The organism is Pseudomonas sp. PSB11 (genome assembly GCF_014596605.1).
Classification (GTDB): domain Bacteria; phylum Pseudomonadota; class Gammaproteobacteria; order Pseudomonadales; family Pseudomonadaceae; genus Aquipseudomonas; species Aquipseudomonas umsongensis.
Genome location: NZ_NOIO01000020.1, coordinates 1 through 17,371, shown reverse-complemented (window position 1 = coordinate 17,371; position 17,371 = coordinate 1). Strand labels below are relative to the sequence as shown.

16 protein-coding genes are annotated in these 17,371 nt (G+C 63.5%); all 16 read right to left on the bottom strand.

Annotated elements, in window-relative coordinates; genetic code table 11:
* Window positions 1–79: 79 nt before the first annotated feature.
* The 16 genes from CGA21_RS20975 to CGA21_RS20900 all read right to left on the bottom strand — a co-directional run bounded on the left by CGA21_RS20975 (window position 80) and on the right by CGA21_RS20900 (window position 16,544).
* Window positions 80–1,120 (bottom strand): Rieske 2Fe-2S domain-containing protein, encoded by a 1,041-nt coding sequence (locus CGA21_RS20975; protein ID WP_188264958.1) that lies wholly within the window; start codon window positions 1,118–1,120, stop codon window positions 80–82.
* Between the two features lie 175 nt (window positions 1,121–1,295).
* Window positions 1,296–2,672, bottom strand: coding sequence for a DUF1329 domain-containing protein (locus CGA21_RS20970; RefSeq protein ID WP_188264957.1), 1,377 nt, complete (start codon window positions 2,670–2,672; stop codon window positions 1,296–1,298).
* Between the two features lie 78 nt (window positions 2,673–2,750).
* Window positions 2,751–3,968, bottom strand: a complete 1,218-nt coding sequence (locus tag CGA21_RS20965; protein ID WP_188264956.1) for a helix-turn-helix transcriptional regulator — start codon at window positions 3,966–3,968, stop codon at window positions 2,751–2,753.
* A 76-nt stretch (window positions 3,969–4,044) separates the two neighbouring features.
* Entirely contained in the window at window positions 4,045–5,250 is a 1,206-nt protein-coding gene (locus CGA21_RS20960) for an acetyl-CoA C-acyltransferase (RefSeq protein WP_188264955.1), read from the bottom strand.
* Window positions 5,251–5,256: 6 nt separating this feature from the next.
* Window positions 5,257–5,727 (bottom strand): MaoC family dehydratase, encoded by a 471-nt coding sequence (locus CGA21_RS20955; protein WP_110755124.1) that lies wholly within the window; start codon window positions 5,725–5,727, stop codon window positions 5,257–5,259.
* Window positions 5,728–5,737: 10 nt separating this feature from the next.
* Window positions 5,738–6,523 (bottom strand): SDR family oxidoreductase, encoded by a 786-nt coding sequence (locus CGA21_RS20950; protein ID WP_110755123.1) that lies wholly within the window; start codon window positions 6,521–6,523, stop codon window positions 5,738–5,740.
* A 316-nt stretch (window positions 6,524–6,839) separates the two neighbouring features.
* Complete coding sequence (locus CGA21_RS20945; RefSeq protein ID WP_188264954.1) at window positions 6,840–7,718, bottom strand: SDR family oxidoreductase; 879 nt, start codon at window positions 7,716–7,718, stop codon at window positions 6,840–6,842.
* 59 nt (window positions 7,719–7,777) lie between these two features.
* Complete coding sequence (locus CGA21_RS20940; RefSeq protein WP_020796883.1) at window positions 7,778–8,929, bottom strand: acetyl-CoA C-acetyltransferase; 1,152 nt, start codon at window positions 8,927–8,929, stop codon at window positions 7,778–7,780.
* A 3-nt stretch (window positions 8,930–8,932) separates the two neighbouring features.
* Complete coding sequence (locus CGA21_RS20935; protein WP_110755121.1) at window positions 8,933–9,991, bottom strand: acyl-CoA dehydrogenase family protein; 1,059 nt, start codon at window positions 9,989–9,991, stop codon at window positions 8,933–8,935.
* A 9-nt stretch (window positions 9,992–10,000) separates the two neighbouring features.
* Window positions 10,001–11,164, bottom strand: coding sequence for an acyl-CoA dehydrogenase family protein (locus CGA21_RS20930; protein WP_110755120.1), 1,164 nt, complete (start codon window positions 11,162–11,164; stop codon window positions 10,001–10,003).
* A 9-nt stretch (window positions 11,165–11,173) separates the two neighbouring features.
* On the bottom strand, window positions 11,174–11,926 hold the full coding sequence (locus CGA21_RS20925; protein WP_110755119.1) for an enoyl-CoA hydratase family protein: 753 nt from the start codon (window positions 11,924–11,926) through the stop codon (window positions 11,174–11,176).
* Window positions 11,923–13,035 carry an NAD(P)H-dependent flavin oxidoreductase gene (locus tag CGA21_RS20920; protein WP_110755118.1) on the bottom strand — a complete coding sequence of 371 codons (1,113 nt, stop codon included), beginning with the start codon at window positions 13,033–13,035 and terminating at the stop codon, window positions 11,923–11,925. Before CGA21_RS20920 ends, CGA21_RS20925 begins: the two co-directional genes overlap by 4 nt.
* On the bottom strand, window positions 13,032–13,940 hold the full coding sequence (locus CGA21_RS20915) for an enoyl-CoA hydratase (protein WP_110755117.1): 909 nt from the start codon (window positions 13,938–13,940) through the stop codon (window positions 13,032–13,034). The genes CGA21_RS20920 and CGA21_RS20915 overlap by 4 nt, the downstream gene beginning before the upstream one ends.
* Before the next feature lie 15 nt (window positions 13,941–13,955).
* On the bottom strand, window positions 13,956–14,753 hold the full coding sequence (locus tag CGA21_RS20910; protein WP_020796877.1) for an acyl CoA--acetate/3-ketoacid CoA transferase subunit beta: 798 nt from the start codon (window positions 14,751–14,753) through the stop codon (window positions 13,956–13,958).
* A 12-nt stretch (window positions 14,754–14,765) separates the two neighbouring features.
* Window positions 14,766–15,641 (bottom strand): CoA transferase subunit A, encoded by an 876-nt coding sequence (locus tag CGA21_RS20905; protein ID WP_110755131.1) that lies wholly within the window; start codon window positions 15,639–15,641, stop codon window positions 14,766–14,768.
* A gap of 12 nt (window positions 15,642–15,653) precedes the next feature.
* Entirely contained in the window at window positions 15,654–16,544 is an 891-nt protein-coding gene (locus tag CGA21_RS20900; protein ID WP_188264953.1) for a VOC family protein, read from the bottom strand.
* Window positions 16,545–17,371: the final 827 nt, after the last annotated feature.

Sequence of the window (17,371 nt, the reverse complement as noted above, 5' to 3'; positions counted from 1 at the left end):
GAAACTGCGTTAGCAGTGCCCTGGGAACGGCGCCTTTCCGCGACGGATGGGGTTCTCGGGAAGGCGCCCTGTTGCTCTGTCAGCGCTCGTCCACCGTGATGAACTCGCGACGCTCGGCCATGAACGCGGGCACGTCGTCCTCGTCGGTGAAGAACTGCTCGTACCACTCGCGCAACTGATAGACCGGGCCGTCGGTTTCTGCCAGTACCGGTTTGTCGATGCGGATCTTGTGCTTCCAGATCACCACGTCCTGGTAGAACGAGTCGCGGTTGCCCTGGACATAGGCCCTGGCCACTTCCTGGTTCTGCTCTTCGGTCCAGCCCGGCACCCGCTTGACCATGCAACCAAAGCGCAGGTCGAAGCTGTTGGGTGTCACCGGCACGTGGCTGTTGAGCAGGATGGCGTGGATGCGCACATCGCCGAACATCGAGCTGATATGGGTGAAGTGGGTCGCCGGGCCGTAGTAGGCCGATGGCGCGATCAAGTCGCCGCCCAGGCGCTCGGAGTCACCATGGAAAATCTGATGGCCGATGTGCCCTTCGAAGACGTTGGCGAAGTACTTGGTCGGCGTACCGTGCACTGGCCCGAAGTGCTGGGCATCGACCAGGTTATCGACCAGCTCCCGCGGGTTGGTTTCGATGTGCATGGTGTCGATGTTCCAGTCATGCACCCAGTCCGGATCGTCCATCTCCGGCAGGTGCGGAATGACCACGCCCTCTTTCGGCGCACGACCTTCGGGATTGTTCCAGACGAACAGCAGGTTGTTTTCCTCGCAGGTCAACCAGCTGCGGGTCTTGGCCTTGGGCGGGATGCGCTTGCAGTAGGGGATCTCCACGCATTTGCCGCCGGTGTCGTACTTCCAGTGATGGAACGGGCACACCAGTTTGTCGTTCTCGACGGTACCCTGGGACAGGTCGGCCCCCATGTGCGGGCAATAGGCATCCAGAATGCTGATGCGGCCCTGGCTGTCGGCGAAGGCCACCAGGCGGGTGCCGAAGATTTCCAGGGTATGGGGCTTGCCATCACGGTAGTCGGCGGCATTGCCCAGGCAGTGCCAGCCGCGCGCGTAACGGTGGCTACGCTGGGCGTTCTCGATGTTGATTTCAGCGAGTTTGGTCATTGTTGTTCCTCGATTGCAGACTTCGGGACAGGCAAAGTCCCCAAGAAATACAGGGTGATCCCATGGCGAACATCATTGAGTAGCCGCGCCAGGAGGTCATCGTTCAGTTGGACTAGATCAAACGCGACCCAATCTCAATCGGTGCCCCTGTTTCCAAGGGCACCGCGCTTGACGATTACTGGCCGAAGCGGCGAGCGGCCTCCGGGCCGAAGTCCCGGGGGCTGAAACCGGTTTTGTTCAACAGGTAGCCGTTGCGCTGTTCGTTGATCAGGTTGAACGCCAGGTAGCTGCCGGCATTGAGGTCGTAGTACAGGCCCACGCCCGCTTGCGGCCGCTGGCTTTCGTAGGCGTAGAAATAGTTGACCATCGAGGTGCGCCACAGCTCGCCACGGTTGTCGTAGTTGTCGGCGAGCATCGGGAACCAGGTGTCTTCGTCGATGTACAGCTTGCGTTTGCCATACAGATGGCGGAAGCCCGGCTTGAGCGTGCCTTCCAGCTCCCAGACCCGATGGCGCTCAAAACGCATGGCATCCGGGTTGATGTGGCCAGGGGTCAGCAAGTCGGCGTACTTGAGGTTGGCGGCATGCAGGCGGTAGGTGTTGTAGGGAATGAACATCTCGCGCTTGCCGACGATCTTCCAGTCATAACGTTGCCCCGAACCGTTGAACAGGCGCACCTCGTCGACGGTAATGGAACCACCGCTGCCCGGGAACGACATGTCGAAGCCATACCCCGGCGACTGACGCACGCGCCGCGTACCCGGATCGTAGCGCCAGGCCTGGCGCGGTTCAGTCTTGTCGTTCCAGAATTCGGTACCGGTGTTGATCTCACCCTTGTCCCGTTGTGGCAACAGGGTTTCATTGAGATAAAACGACGAGTTGCCTGTGGTATCGCCAATCTTGTCCGGTTCGAGCCCGGGCGCCAGGTTGCGTGAATGCACGCGGCCCCAGTTGATATTGCCGTCCTTGAGCACGTAGGCGTTGTCGGAGACGTACTCCTCGGTCCAGGCCCGCAAGGTAAAGGTCGAGGCATTCTTCAACAATTCCAGGCCGCTACGCGGCACCGGGAAAGCGGTGCCGCCGGTCTTGCCGACCACCCCTTCGCCGTCATCGACCAGCCGCGCCACCTTGGCGTTCTCTTTAGTGGCCTGGCAGACCGCGTCGTTGAAGCGAAAATCCCGGCGCGTGGGGTAAACCGGTATTTTGTAGGTGCCCGGGTACAGTTTGAACAGGGCTTTCTGCCCATCGGACAAGTAGTCATTGTATTGGGCGATGTTCTGCGCGGTAATCACGAACAGCGGTTTGTCATCCGGGTAAGGGTCTACCGGGTGGTTGCCGGTGCCCTTGAAATCGACGTGGGGTGGAACGCCCAGCCACTTGCCGCTGAACGGCGGAATGCTGCCGTCGGCATTACCGGCCTTTTCCGCGCCCAGGCACGTCAAGTCCTTGCCCAGGCGCTCGATGTCCTCTGGCGCGGCATGCACCGTGCCGATGGCACAGCATCCCAACAACAACGCCAAGGCCCAGCTTGGGGACTGATTACTGCCGTTCATTTTTATTCTCCTTATTCACGTTCGCAACGGTTGCCCAGTATCGACAGGCGAGGAACCCGGCAGCATCGTCCGCACGGACTAACGCGTTTTGGCACTGGCCGGGTTCACCGCCGGCTGCGGTGCCCCCAGGGCCACAACGCTGTTGAGCATGATCCGCACCAGCTCGGTCTGGCGCCGCACGCCGGTCTTGGAGAAGATCGAGCGCAGGTGGGCACGCGCGGTATTGCGACGGATATTGAGGATTTCCGAGGCTTCCTCCAGCGACAGGCCGTTGGCCAGTTCCAGGGCCAGCGTGGTTTCTGCCGGGGTCAGGTTGTACAGTTGCGAAGTCAGCACCGTGCTCACCAGCGACTTGCTTACCGCATCACGCACATACACCACCACCGTGGGCTTGCCGTTGCCTTCGAGCAATTCCTGGGACGGAATCAACTCCACCACCACGCCCAGGCTGACCTGTCCCGAGGGGCGGGATATCGACGTCGCCTCCGCCACCTGAACCCCCTTGCCCACGCCCTGCCTGGCACGTTGGAAGGCGTTGCGAACCAGGCGCGCCAACTCCCGATTATCACTGGGGTAGGTCGCTTCCAGCCGACCGCCCACCACCTTGAGGCCGTCCTGGCTGTCGAGAATCTCCCTGGCCACTGGGTTGAGTTGCAGCACACTGCCGTTTTCATCGAGCACGAAGGTTGCCACCGCCAGGCGGCTGATCGTCTGCGAATACAGGCTGCCCAGGGACTCGCTGCGATCGAGCAGCGAATGCATGTGCAGGGCCCGGCGCAAATGCGGCAACAACATGGCGCACAGGGCCCGTTCAAGGGTGCTGAAAGCCGGGTGCCCCTGGGGTCGATTGATCCGCAACCGCACCGTGCCGCCATCCGGCATGCGGATATCGGCACCCAGCATGTGATAGCAATCGTGGGGTTGGCAAAACAACAGGTAGAACGCCGAACTGGACCATTCGGCATCGCTCATCAGCTCATCGACGGTGAACACCGTATCGGTAGGCAGGCCGTCGAACAGGGTAGATTTGGCGTAGTAGGCATAATGGTTGATACCGCCCTCCCCGAGTTCGACATCGCCCGCCACCACCATGGGCGACAACAGCGGCTCATCCTGGACCCGCAAAATCAAGGTCACGAAATTGGCCTTGAACAAGGTTCTCAGCTCGCGCAAAGAATCGTTCAGGCAGCGGGTGTCCATCGCCGAATCGTAGATGTTGCCAATAATCCGTTCGTACTCGGCCAAGTCCAGGCCCATTTGCGCCAGGACCTGTGCATTGGGCACACAACTTTGCATAACCATTCCCCAGCAGAGGGCCCGACTGACGGACCCCCATGGATTTAATCGACCGAACGTCGGTGTCCCGCTGGCCTCATGGCAGCTCGAACAGGCCGGCGGCGCCCATGCCACCACCGATGCACATGGCAATCACCACATACCGCACACCGCGGCGCCGTCCTTCGAGCAGCGCGTGGCCGACCATCCGCGCACCGGACATGCCAAACGGGTGACCAATGGCAATCGCCCCGCCGTTGACGTTCAGGCGCTCCGCCGGGATCTGCAGCGCATCGCGGCAATGCAGCACCTGGCTGGCAAAAGCCTCGTTGATCTCCCACAGGCCGATGTCCTTCACGCTCAGGCCAAAGCGCTTGAGCAGCTTGGGAATGGCGATCACCGGGCCGATGCCCATTTCCTCCGGCGCACAACCACCCACGGCAATGCCGCGGTAGATGCCCAGTGGCGTCAACCCGCGGCGCTTGGCTTCGGCCCGGCTCATCAACAGGCTGGCGGCGGCACCGTCGGAGAATTGCGAGGCGTTGCCCGCCGTGACGAACTCGCCCTGCTCGATCCAGCTGCCGTCCTTCCACACCGGTTTCAATGCCGCCAGGTCTTCCAGGCGCGTATTGGGACGGTTGCACTCGTCCTTGACCACCTGCACACGCTCATGGCCATTGGGCTGGCCATCGGCGAACAGTAATTTATCCACGCTCAGGCCGACGATCTCATCGTCGAACAAGCCGTCTCGCTGCGCGGCGGCGGTGCGCAGCTGGCTCAGCAGCGAATACTCATCCTGGGCGGCGCGGCTGATGCCATAGCGGCGCGACACGATCTCGGCGGTCTCGATCATCGGGATATAGGCGCTGGGCATCACCTGCAGCACCGCTTCGGATCGGGCGCGATAAGCGTTCTTGTGTTTGGTCTGGGTCAGCGACAGGGACTCCACGCCGCCGCCGATGGCGATGCTCATCTCGCCGGTCATGATGCCCTTGGCGGCCATGCCGATGCTCATCAGGCCCGAGGCGCACATGCGGTCCACGGCCATGCCCGGCACGCTGTCCGGCAAACCGCCGGTGTAGGCGCAGAGCCGACCGATGTTGAAGCCCTGGGTGCCCTGCTGCACCGACGCGCCCATGATCACATCCTCTACATCGGCAGGCTCGATGCCAGCGCGTTCGACCACCGCGCGCACCACATGGCCGCCCAGCAACGGGGCCTCGGTATCGTTGAACGATCCGCGAAACGACTTGGCCAGCGCGGTACGGGCGGTGGCGACGATGACGACTTCATTCAGGTCCATGGGTACTCACTCGCAAATGGGGTTGAAGGTGTAGCGGCTGATGGTGTCGATCACGCAGCCGGGACGGGCCTGGTCTTCGACTTCAACGGTGATGCGCACCGTCAGTTGCACGGCATCGCCCAGTGGTTCGGCGCGGAGGATCTGGCCGCTGCCGCGCACCCGCGAGTCGACCTTGACCGGCGCCGGGAAGCGCACCCGGTCGCTGCCGTAGTTGACCCCCATCGCCATGTTTTCAATGATCAGCAACTGCGGCATGAACAGGTTGGCCAGCGATTGGGTCAGGTAGCCGTGGGCAATGCAGGCACCAAACGGGCCACTGGCGGCGCGTACCGGGTCCACGTGAATCCACTGGTGATCGCTGGTGGCTTCGGCGAACAGATCGATACGCTGCTGGCTGATGGTCAGCCATTCGGTGTGGCCCAGGTCCAGGCCCTCGGCCGCAAGCAACGCCTGGGCACTGCTGAAAACGTGACTCATGCGCCCACCCTCAAGCTTGTTGTGAACTGACGGACAACACTTCGCCCACCATGTAGGAGGCATAGTCGCTGGCCAGGAACATCATCACGTTGGCCACCTCCCAGACTTCGGCGGCGCGCCCGAACGCCTCGCGCCCGGCCAGGCTGGCGAGCAACTCTTCGCTGGAGGCTTTCTTGAGAAAATCGTGCAAGGCAATCGATGGCGACACCGCGTTGATGCGCACGCCGAACTCGGCGGCTTCCAGGGCGCTGCAGCGAGTCAGGGCCATTACACCGGCCTTGGCAGCGGCGTAATGGGCCTGTTCCTTCTGTGCCCGCCAGCCGAGCACCGAGGCGTTGTTGACGATGGCCCCGGCGCCACGGCGTTGCATGTGGGGCAACATCGCCCGGGTCATGCGGAAGGTGCCAGTCAAGGTCACGTCCAGCACCCGCAACCATTCTTCGTCGCTCATCTCCACCACGCGTTTCTGACCACCCAGGCCCGCGTTGTTGATCAGCACATCGACCCCGCCCAGCGCCTCCTCGGCCGCGGCCACCAGGGCCTGGACTTCGTCTTCGACGGTGACATTGCACAGCTGGCCATAAATCGCCTGCAGGCCAGTCTCGGCCTTGAGCCGCTCCACCGCTTCCTCCAGGCGCCGCGGATGCACATCGGAAATCATCAACGCCCGACAACCTTCCTCTGCACTGCGCCGGGCCGCCGAATAACCGATACCGGCACCCGCTGCAGCGGTGATCAGCACCGACTTGCCGACCAGCAATTGATGACCGGGAACATAAGGGGGGGCTTGTTTCACAGCGTCTACCTCCGAAGAAATCAATACGCTGCAGTTGTACGCAAGGGGTTGCGTGGGCACATCGTCAAAATGGGGTAGAAAGGCCGCGACGCAATCCCTTTGCAGGAGCGAGCCTGCTCGCGCCTACAGAAATTGCGATCGTTCCCACGCTCTGCGTGGGAATGCATCCTGTGACGCTCCGCGTCACCATTGCGCAGGGCTCATGTCATGCGCCGTCTGCGGAACGCGGAGCGTCCCTGGCGGCATTCCCACGCAGAGCGTGGGAACGATCACATCACCCCGTACCCCTCGGCACTGTCACGTCCAAATATGCCCCTCAGCTCCCCCAGACTTTCTGCGCCTTCGGCGCTTCGGCGAGGATTGCATCCACCGCCGCGCCGATTTCTTCGACTTTCCACAACGCGCCCTTGTCGCAGGTAACGCCCGTGCGCCAGCCATCGCCCAGGGAGATGCGACCGCCCTGGCTTTCGAAGACCTGGCCGGTGACGTGGGCCGACGCCGCGCTGCCCAGCCAGACCACCAGGGGCGCGACGTTTTCCGCGGCCCAGCCATCGAAGCTGCCGTCCTCGGGTTTCTTCACCACGTCGGGCATGGCGCTTTCGGTCATTGAGGTACGCGCTGCCGGCGCCAGCGCGTTGGCGGTGACGCCATAGCGCGCCAGTTCCGCCGCCTGCACCAGGGTCAGCGAGGCGATTCCGCCCTTGGCCGCCGAATAGTTGGACTGCCCCACCGAGCCCTGCAACCCGGCGCCGGAGCTGGTATTGATGATTCGCGCGTCCACCGGCGTGCCGGCCTTGGCCAGGTCACGCCAGCGGCGGCCGAGGATGTTGGCCAGGCAGTAATGACCCTTGAGGTGGACGCGCATGACCATGTCCCAGTCTTCTTCACTGAGGCTGATGAACATGCGGTCGCGCAACACGCCGGCGTTGTTGATCAGCACATGCACTTCACCGAACGCCGCCAATGCCGCATCGACGATGCGTTGCGCGGTGGCCAGGGTGGTGATGTCGTCGCTGTTGGCAATGGCCTGGCCACCGTTGGCGCGAATCTCCCCCGCTACATCTTCTGCGGCCTCGGCGCGAATATCGTTGACCACCACATTGGCCCCTTGCGCGGCGAACGCCAGCGCGTAGGCGCGACCGAGGCCACCGCCGGCCCCGGTGATGATTACGGTGCGGTCTGCACACATCGTCATGTTTGACTCCTCGAAATATTGGATGACCGCGCGCCCGAAGCGGCGGCCCATATGAAAAACTACAGGCGTTCGATAATGGTCACGTTGGCCTGGCCGCCGCCTTCACACATGGTTTGCAGGCCGTAGCGACCGCCGCTGCATTCCAGTTCGTTGAGCAGCGTGGTCATCAAGCGCGCGCCGGTGGCGCCCAGCGGATGTCCGAGGGCAATCGCGCCGCCGTTGACGTTGGTGCGCGCCGGGTCGTAATCGAGCTCCTTGGCCCAGGCCATGACCACCGAGGCGAAGGCTTCGTTGATCTCGACCCGATCAATGTCGCCCATGCTCAGGCCACTTTTGGCCAAAGCCCGGCGGGTGGCGGCGATCGGTGCGGTGAGGTGCCAGATCGGATCGTCACCGAGCACCGTCAGGTGATGAATCCGCGCCCGAGGCGTCAGGTCGTAGCGCTTGAGCGCAGCCTCGGACACCACCAGCAGTGCCGCCGAGGCGTCACAGGTCTGGCTGGACACGGCGGCGGTGATCGACGGAAACTGCGGGTCCACCGGTTGCAACTCGGCCATCTTCGCCAGGCTGCTGTGGCGCGGTGTTTCATCCACCGCCAGGCCTTGGCAGCTGACGATTTCCCGGGCGAATCGGCCACTGGCGATGGCCGCCAGGGCGCGTTCGTGGCTCTGCAGGGCAAAGGCTTCCATCTGCTCGCGGCTGATCTGCCAGTGATCGGCGATCCGTTGTGCGGCGTAGAACTGGTTGACAGGCTGCTGGCCAAACCGCGCACGCCAGCCAACGCTGCCCGAGAACGGATCGGCAAAGCCCAGGGGCTGGCCGGCCAGCATCGCCGAAGAAATCGGGATCTGGGTCATGGTCTGTACCCCGCCCACGGCGACCACATCCTGGGTGCCGCTCATGACCGCCTGCGCGGCGAAGTGCAACGCCTGTTGCGACGAACCACACTGACGATCCACGGTGGTGCCGGGCACCGTCAGCGGCAGGCCGGCGGCCAGCCAGCTGGTGCGGGCGATGTCGCCGGCCTGGGAACCGATGGTGTCGACGCAACCGAATATCACGTCGTCGTAGTCTTCGGCGGGGATCACGTTGCGCGCCACTAGCGCCTTGAGCACATGGGCGCCCAGGTCAATGGCGTGGATCTCGCTCAATGAGCCCTTGCGTTTGCCGGTGGGGCTGCGCAGTGCATCAACAATGTAGGCCTGTGCCATGACTCATTCCTCGAAAGTATGCCCCGGCCCCAGGCCGGTGGCGTCGGCGAACAGGTAGTCGCTGACACGGGTTTTGTGAAAGCCGCGGTCGCCCCAGGACGCATCGAGGGCCCAGGCGCGTTTCATGAACATCTGCAAATCCACCTCCCAGGTGTACCCCATCGCACCATGCACCTGGATACCCTTGCGCGCGGCGAGCCAGCTCGCTTCGTTGGCCGCCAGGCGCGCTTGCGAGACCCAGGCGCCCGCGTTGACGTCACCCCGCGCCAAGGCATGGGCCGCGCGGTACAGCACGGGCTTGGCCTGTTCGATGTAGCGGGCGACATCGGCCAGGTGATGCTTGACCGCCTGGAAGCTGCCGATCGGCTTGCCGAACTGCTTGCGCTGGGCTACGTAGTCCACCGACAGGTCGAGCATGCGCTGCGCCAGCCCCAGCAGTTGCCCGGCCACCGACAGCGCGCCACGGTCCAGCAGGCGCGCCTGCAAGGTCCGTCCCTGCTCGCCACTGGCCACGCAAGTGGTCGGCGACGGGGCCCAGGTCACCCGCCCAAGGCGTCGCGAAGCATCGATACTCGGCTGGTTTTCCACCTCGACCTCGGAGCGCGGCACCACATGGATGTCGTCGCCATCGGTGAGGATCAGCACTTCGGCCAGTTGCGCATCACTGACCAGGGCATTGACCGGATGACTGATCGCCAGGCGCAAGCTGCCATCGGCAATGCGCGGCAACAGGTCGGCGCGGGCCGGATGCTGCGCCGGCAGAGCGGCGAGCAAGCCGCTGGCGACATAGGCGGTGTCGGCCAATGAGTCGGGAATGGCGTAGTAACCAAGCTCTTGGGTCATCAGGGCCCAGGTCACGTCGTCCATGCCCAGGCCGCCTTCGGCCTCGGGCACCGACAAGGCGGTCAGGCCCTGGCCGGCGATCTTGTTGCGCAGGTCGCGGGAGCGCCCGGCATCGGTCTCCCAGATTTCCCGGAGCATTTCCGGGGCGGCTTCGGTCATCAGGAAACGACTGATGGCTTCGTGGAACGCCAGCTGGTCATCGTTGAAAGTGAAGTCCATGGCGGTTCCTTATTTCGGCAAGCCGAGCATGCGCTCGGCAATGATGTTGCGCTGGATTTCGTTGGTGCCGGCATAGATCGGCCCGGACTGGGCAAACAGGAAGCCCTCCAGCCAGCCCGCCGCATCGCCCGCCTGCGCGCCTTTTGCAACCAGCTCGCCGCGCGTACCGAGAATGCGCATGGCGGTCTCGTGCATCTTCAGGTCCAGTTCCGACCAGATGATCTTGTTGATGCTCGATTCGGCGCCGATCTGCTCGCCACGGCTCAAGCGTCCCACGGTGTGGTAGGCCGACAACGCATAGGCCTCGGCACCCATCCAGGTCTCCAGCACGGCGTCACGCAGGCCCGGATCGCGGTCGGCGCTGGCGCGGTTGGCCTTGTACAGCTCGACCAGCTTGCGTGCCGTGGCCTGGAAGCGCGCCGGTGAACGCAGCAGCAGGCCACGCTCGAAACCGGCGGTGGCCATCGCCACGTGCCAGCCCTGCCCCTCGGCGCCGATGCGGTTGGCCACAGGCACCCGCACGTCGTCAAAAAACACCTCGGCGAAAGCGTCCTTGCCGTTGAGCGCCTTGATCGGGCGAATGCTCACCCCCGGCGTATCGAGCGGCACCATGATGAAGGACAGGCCGTGGTGACGGGCCGACCCCGGCTCGCTGCGGAACAAGCCGAACAGCCAGTCGGCATAGATCGCCCGGGTCGACCAGGTTTTCTGCCCGTTGATCACGTAATGGTCGCCGTCGAGCAGCGCCTTGCTGGTGATCGCCGCCATGTCAGAGCCGGCGTTGGGCTCCGACCAGCCTTGCGCCCACATGTCCAGGCTGGCCGCCATGCGCGGCAGGAAGCGCTGCTTCTGCTCCGGGGTGCCGAACTCCATCAGGGTCGGCCCCAACAGCAACTGGCCGTTCTGGTTGACGCGCATCGGCGCGCCGGCGCCGTAATACTCTTCTTCGAAAATCAGCCACTCGATCAGGTCGCTGCCGCGGCCGCCCAGTTCGGCCGGCCACATCACCATCGACCAGCGGCTTTCGAACAGCTTGGCCTCCCAGGCGCGGTGCTGCTCGAAGCCTTCGCGGGTGTCGTAGCTGGCCAAGGGTTCACGGGGCACATTGGCCGCCAACCAGGCCCGTACTTCGGCGCGGAAGGCGTTTTGCTTGGAGGTATAAGTCAGGTCCATGGCGTTATCTCAGAACTTGGCGTCGCGTTTTTCGACGAAGGCCCGCCGCGTTTCCGCGGAGTCCGGGCTGCTGTAGGCCTGCATGGTGAAGCCCTGTTCCCAGCGGTATTTATCTTCCAGGTTGCCGTCTTCGATACCGTTCAAGGCTTCCTTGGCAATGCGGATCATGCCCGGGCTCTTCTCGGCGATTTTCGCCGCGATGCCCAAGGCGGTTTCGCGCAACTGGTCCTTGCTGACAATGCGTTCGATAAAGCCGTACTGCAGGGCTTCAGGGGCGCCGATGCTGTCGCCGGTAAAGAACAGGTAGCGGACTTTTTGCACCGGGAACAGCCGTTGCAAGTGCGCACCGCCGCCCATGGCGCCACGGTCGACTTCGGGCAGGGCGAAGGTCGCGCATTCGGAGGCGACGACGATGTCCGCCGCCCCGGTGATGCCGATACCACCGCCCAGGACAAAGCCATGGACCGCGACAATCACCGGCACCGGGTTGCGGTGCACGGCCTTGAAGGTGGCGTAGTTACCGGCGTTGACCTCGACGATCCGCTCCGGATGCTTGTCCAGTTCCTTGATGTCGACACCGGCGCAAAAGCCGCGGCCTTCGGCGCGGATCACGATCACCCGCACCTCGGGATTGGCCCCGAGCGTTTCGATCTGTCGCGCCAGGGCATGCCATTCCTGGCTGTCGAGTGCGTTGACCGGTGGCTTGGCGATCACCAGTTCAGCGATCCCCTGATTGAGTTGTGTGGTAAATGCCTGGTTCACAGGGGTTCTCCGATACTGGCGGGTTGATTCAAGGCGTGTGTCTGGCTGCGCTCCAGGAGCGCATCCAGGCAGTGCTGGGCCTCGCTGGCGATACCTTCGATGACTTCGCGGCAACTGAGCAATTCGCCAATGGCTGCGGCGACCTGGCCGCTGGGCAGGATGCCCTCGTCCGGAGCGCCATCGACCATCGAGCGCTGCAACAGCACCGGCTGGTTGGCGGCCATCACCACCTGCGACAGTTGCGAGGGGTCTTCACGCAATGCGCGGATGAAGACTGCAGCCATGTGCCCCAGGCTCATGCCGGTCTGCTGCTTCCATTGCCACGCGCTGCCCAGGGCAATGCGCAGGCGACCGAAGGGGCCCGCCTGCTCCAGGTGATTGATGAAGCGGTTTTCGATCATCCGGTGGCGCATGCCATCCACCGCTGTGGTCACGCGCACCAACTGCGGATCGTTGACCTTCAGGTAGCGTTCGAGGGTCGCGGCCGGTGTCGGCGATTCACGGGTCATGAGGAACCGCGTGCCCATGGCGATGCCGGCGCCACCGGCTGCGAGCACCGAGGCCAGGCCACGGCCGGTGGCGAATCCTCCGGCCGCAATCACCGGTACCTTGACCGCCGCCAGCACCTGGGGCAGCAGGATCGAACTCGGTACGCCGCCAGTATGGCCGCCGCCCTCACCGCCCTGGATGGTGATCATGTCGGCGCCCAGTTCCACGGCCTTGAGCGCATGCTTGAGGGCGCCGACGGTGGGAATGCACAGCACCTTGGCCGCCTTGAAGCGGGCGATGGTCTGTTTGTCCGGACCGCGCCCGTAGCTCACGGCGCGCAGGCGGTACTTGATCGCCAGGTCGACGCACTGCACGGCGTTGTCCTGGAACATATGGAAATTGAGCCCGAAGTTGCTGGCGCCAGTGGCGTCGATCACCTTGCGGATTTCGCCTTCCAGTTCGTCTGCCGCGATGGTCGCGCCAGCCAGGAAACCGAAGCCCCCGGCCTGGGTCGTGGCGATCACCAGGTTGGCGTCGGCGACCCAGCCCATGGCGGTCTGCACAATCGGGTAGCGGCAACCGAGGGCTTCGGTCAGTGGCGTCTCCAGCCAGCGGTTCATTGGCTTTTGTCCTCGGCCTGCTTATTGGCCCGGGCCATGCCCTTGGCGTCGAAGCCGCCCAGTTTGTCACCGGACAACAGCTCGTTATGGGCATGGGCAAAGTGATGCCAGGCGAACACGGCATCCATCGCCGTGCGTTTGCCTTGCAGGTCTTCGACGTGGTTGATCGCCTGCTTGGTCAGGGCCAGGCCCATGCGCGGCTGACGGGCAATGCCGGCGGCCAGTGCATAGGTGGCCTGCTCCAGCTCATCACGGCTGACCAGGCGGTTGACCATGCCCACCTGCCAGGCCCGGTTGGCACTCATGCGGTCGCCGGTGAAGAGGAATTCCTTGGCGATCCGCGGGTTCATTTCGTAGGGATGGGCGAAATACTCAACCCCCGGGATGCCCATGCGCACCACCGGGTCCTGGAAGAACGCGTCGTCGCTGGCAACGATCAGGTCGCACACCCAGGCCAGCATCAGCCCGCCCGCCACGCACGCGCCATGGACCATGGCGATGGTCGGCTTGGGCAGTTCGCGCCAGCGCCGGCACATGCCCAGGTACACTTCCTGCTCACGGGCATACAGTTGCTCGCCACCGGGCTTGTTGGTGTGGTCCCACCACAGGTGCGCGCGCTCGAACGGCTTGTCGATATCGCGCCCGGGGGTGCCGATATCGTGGCCCGCCGAGAAGTGCTTGCCGTTGCCCCTGAGGACGATGACCTTGACGCTGTCATCGTTCACCGCCTGGCGGAAAAAGCCGTCCAGGGCGTAGGTCATCTGCGAGTTTTGCGCGTTGTTGAAGGTCGGTCGGTTCAACGTCAGCGTGGCAATACCTTCGGCCACGCTGTACAGCACCGGGGTGTCCGTCTCGTAGACGGCGTTGTCCTGGCGGACGATGAATTCACTGTCGCTGCTGTGCATGCTCGCCTCCTTGTCTCAGGCCGTACGGATGCCGGGCGGGTTGCCCTTTATCGCCGTGGCGCGGTATTCGTGGGGATCGAGTCGGCGGATCAGCGCTAACTGCTCAGGGGTCGGATGCGCGGTTTCGTGCAACTGCGCCGACTTGAGCAACGGAAAGCCGGTGTTGTCCTGGACCTGTTCGAAACTTACGCCGGGATGCAGCGAACGCACCTGCACTGCCCGGTCCGGGCCGTTGAAGTCGAGGACGCACAGGTCGCTGACCACGCAATGGATGTCCATCAGGTCGCGACGCGTACCTTCGGGCCAGCGCTCGGCCTTGAAGCCGACACCGGAAACCATGTCCACTTCGCCGCTGACGAACACCCGACTGTTATGGCTGGGCACGAAGAACGAGTTGAGGTGGTTGATGCTGTTGCCCGGCAAGCCACGTACGCCGAGGATCGCCGTTTTGGGCTTTTGATAATCGCCAACGCAGGACAGGTTGGTCTGGCCCCAGCGGTCGATCTGGGTTGGCCCGATCATCGCGTGGCGGCGTCCGCCCCACACGCATTCGAACACTCGCTCGAACGACATGTAGCCCGAGTAACGCGGTACGTAGTCGCCACGCGGGCCCAGCGGGATCGGCTCTTCGACCAGGAACGCCTCGCTGTCGGTCATCAACAGTTCCGGGCTGTGGGTCAGTTTGGCCAGGCTGGCGCCCAGGCGCGGGATCACGCCCAGGCCCGAGGCAATCACCTCGCCATTGCCGCGCCAGGCTTCGCTGGCAGCGACGATCATCAGTTCAGCCAGGGTGAAATCACAGGTTGCAGACATGGTCGATAATCCTCAGAACACGGGAAGGGGCAAGGCGCCCATGGAGTCGGCACCGCCGTTCTGTGCCTGATAGGCCTGCTCGCCACCGGCGATGTAGGTCTGCACATAGTCCTGCCAGCCGTTCTCCGCCTGGCTGCTGGCGACATAGCCCTTGAGATGCTTCATGTCCCAGCCGTAGTCGGGGGCGCAGAGTGTCGGGTGCGCACCCAGGGGTGCATGCACCACACCGCTCACCAGATAGCGCTCGAAGGTATTGAAGCGGGCCTGCTCGGCGCTCAGTGCCAGGCGATCTTCCAGGCGCTCGCACGAGACAAAGCACTGGTTGGCGGCGCGGGCGAACAGGTGATCGAAATACGGGTCCGGCCCGGTCACCAGGCAGTTGCCCAGGCGATCGGCGACGTTGACGTGCAGGAATGCCACGTCGAGGTTGAGCGCCGGCATCGCCAGCAGCATCTCGCCATCGGCATAGGGCGACTGGATGGTCTTGAGCTGCGGGTTCAGGCGCGTCACATCGGTGGCCAGGCCGCAACGGGTCGGCAGGAACGGCAAGCGCATGCCGGCGGCACGCAGGCCCCACTGGAACATGCCTTCGTCCAGCTCCATCAACTCCAGCTCGCCGGCTTCGCGGGCCTTGCGGTAGTAGGGTTCCAACGGAATGGCATCGAGGGTGGCGAAGCCGAATATCAGCTTCTTGACCTTGCCGGCGGCGCACAGCATGCCCACTTCCGGACCGCCGTAGGCGACCACGGTCAGGTCTTTCACCTCTGAACGCAGGATCTCGCGCACGATGGCCATCGGCTTGCGCCGCGGGCCCCAGCCGCCGAAACCGATGGTCATGCCATCGCGCAATTGAGCGACCGCATCGGCCGCTGTCAGTTGTTTGTTCATCATGACAATTCCTTAGTGTTGGCCGACCGAAAAGTCGTGCCCCCAAATGCTCACGCGGGTGAACTCGAACGCCGAGTGCTCGGCCCAATCGACTTGCAACCCGCCAAAGCCGTACTCCAGATCGAAGCCGGACGGTGTCTTCATGTAGAAACTGGTCATGCGGTCATTGAGGTGCTGGCCGAGGGTGGCCGACAGGGCTACCTCATGGGCGCGCAGACGGTCGTGGGCACGGCCGACTTCGGTCATCGAATCGACCTCGACCATCACGTGCACGCAACCTGACGGCACCGGGTACTCGGCCAGTGCCAGGCTGTGGTGGCGAGCGTTCTGGCAATGCAGGAAGTGAATGCGGATCGGCGCCACGGACGGGTCTGGACGGAAGTTGAAAATGTCCGACAGTTCAAAGCCCAGCACATCCTTGGCGAACGCCAGGGTGGCGTCGAAGTTCGGTGCCGGCAGCACCGTGTGACCCAAGCCCATGTCACCGGTGATGAAACGCGGCACACCCTGGGGCGAGACAAATGGCAGGCAATCTGAGCGATGGCCCCAACTCAGTTCATGGCAGTTGCCCGACGGGTCTGTGAGCTTGACCAGCGCCTGTACGCCGCGCTGCTCGATCTCGGCGGCGGAGCCCGGCTGCCATTCGATACCGGCTGCACTCAGGTGCTCGAGGGCGGCCTTGAATGCCATCTCGTTGGCCAACTCCCAGCCAGAGGCCAAATAACGCGCTTCAGCGCCTTCGACGATCAGCATGCGAAACGGACGCTCGTCCATTTTCACGTACAGGCCACCGCCTGGCGCCGGGTTCACCTGCATGCCCAGCACGTCTTCGGCGTAACGCTGCCAATGACTGAGGTTTTCGATCTGCGAGACGAAATAGCTCAAACCGCGAATGTCGATCATGCCTGGGTCCTCGTTGGCTGAAAGGGTTTCGTGGGGAGCATTGTGCAAAGCAGTGCGCGTGGCTTCATCGTCCGTTGAGACTAAGCACGGGCGGGTCTTGGGCTCTTCGTGGGAGCGGGCTTGCTCGCGAAGGCCTTGTGTCAGGCGATTGGAATTTTGATGGTGTACAGGGTGTACATATCCATTGCTGCGGTAACGGCGTCTTATGGTTTCGCTCTTACAGCGACTCCCTTTTTCAAACGCCAAAAAGGAAGCAAAAGGCTTTGCCCCACCACTTGGTGCCTCGCTAGGGCTCGGCATGCCCTCTCTCCGGCATTGCTCCGTGGGTCGCCGCGATGGGCCGTCCCTGGCCCAGCGCGGCTAAACCGGCGTCCTGCCGGTTTACCCACTGCGCAATGCCTGCGTTCGGCCAGCGTGGTTAACGGGGCGCCCCAGATCAAAAACAAAAGCGAGGCGGCCTTAAAGCCGACCTGACTTTTCCGGTTACCCCCGACCTGATGATCGTTCCCACGCGCAGCAAAGGAATGCATCCTGTGACGCTCCGCGTCACCGTTGCGCACGGCTCATGTCATGCATCGTCAGCGGAACGCGGAGCATCCCTGGCGGCATTTCTTTGCTGCGCGTGGGAACGATCACAAGCGCACGCTTCGACAAACAGGTCGGCTGTCAGGCCGCCTTGCTTTGGCTGTTGCTTTTGATTTTCTTGCCCCCTCACGCCCTGAGCCTGTCCGTCAACCTGTGACGACCTCCATCGGCGCTTCTACCAACGTCGATCCACGCCGCGTCAAAGCCTGCAAGTAAGCCTTTTCGTCATAGAAGGTGCTGGT

Coding starts and splice junctions, on each gene's coding strand:
- CGA21_RS20900 (WP_188264953.1), bottom strand. CDS start 16,544: ATGATCGACATTCGCGGTTTGAGCTATTTCGTCTCGCAGATCGAAAAC.
- CGA21_RS20945 (WP_188264954.1), bottom strand. CDS start 7,718: ATGACGATGTGTGCAGACCGCACCGTAATCATCACCGGGGCCGGCGGT.
- CGA21_RS20905 (WP_110755131.1), bottom strand. CDS start 15,641: ATGAACAAACAACTGACAGCGGCCGATGCGGTCGCTCAATTGCGCGAT.
- CGA21_RS20970 (WP_188264957.1), bottom strand. CDS start 2,672: ATGAACGGCAGTAATCAGTCCCCAAGCTGGGCCTTGGCGTTGTTGTTG.
- CGA21_RS20955 (WP_110755124.1), bottom strand. CDS start 5,727: ATGAGTCACGTTTTCAGCAGTGCCCAGGCGTTGCTTGCGGCCGAGGGC.
- CGA21_RS20975 (WP_188264958.1), bottom strand. CDS start 1,120: ATGACCAAACTCGCTGAAATCAACATCGAGAACGCCCAGCGTAGCCAC.
- CGA21_RS20965 (WP_188264956.1), bottom strand. CDS start 3,968: ATGCAAAGTTGTGTGCCCAATGCACAGGTCCTGGCGCAAATGGGCCTG.
- CGA21_RS20930 (WP_110755120.1), bottom strand. CDS start 11,164: ATGGACCTGACTTATACCTCCAAGCAAAACGCCTTCCGCGCCGAAGTA.
- CGA21_RS20960 (WP_188264955.1), bottom strand. CDS start 5,250: ATGGACCTGAATGAAGTCGTCATCGTCGCCACCGCCCGTACCGCGCTG.
- CGA21_RS20920 (WP_110755118.1), bottom strand. CDS start 13,035: ATGAACCGCTGGCTGGAGACGCCACTGACCGAAGCCCTCGGTTGCCGC.
- CGA21_RS20910 (WP_020796877.1), bottom strand. CDS start 14,753: ATGTCTGCAACCTGTGATTTCACCCTGGCTGAACTGATGATCGTCGCT.
- CGA21_RS20940 (WP_020796883.1), bottom strand. CDS start 8,929: ATGGCACAGGCCTACATTGTTGATGCACTGCGCAGCCCCACCGGCAAA.
- CGA21_RS20935 (WP_110755121.1), bottom strand. CDS start 9,991: ATGGACTTCACTTTCAACGATGACCAGCTGGCGTTCCACGAAGCCATC.
- CGA21_RS20915 (WP_110755117.1), bottom strand. CDS start 13,940: ATGCACAGCAGCGACAGTGAATTCATCGTCCGCCAGGACAACGCCGTC.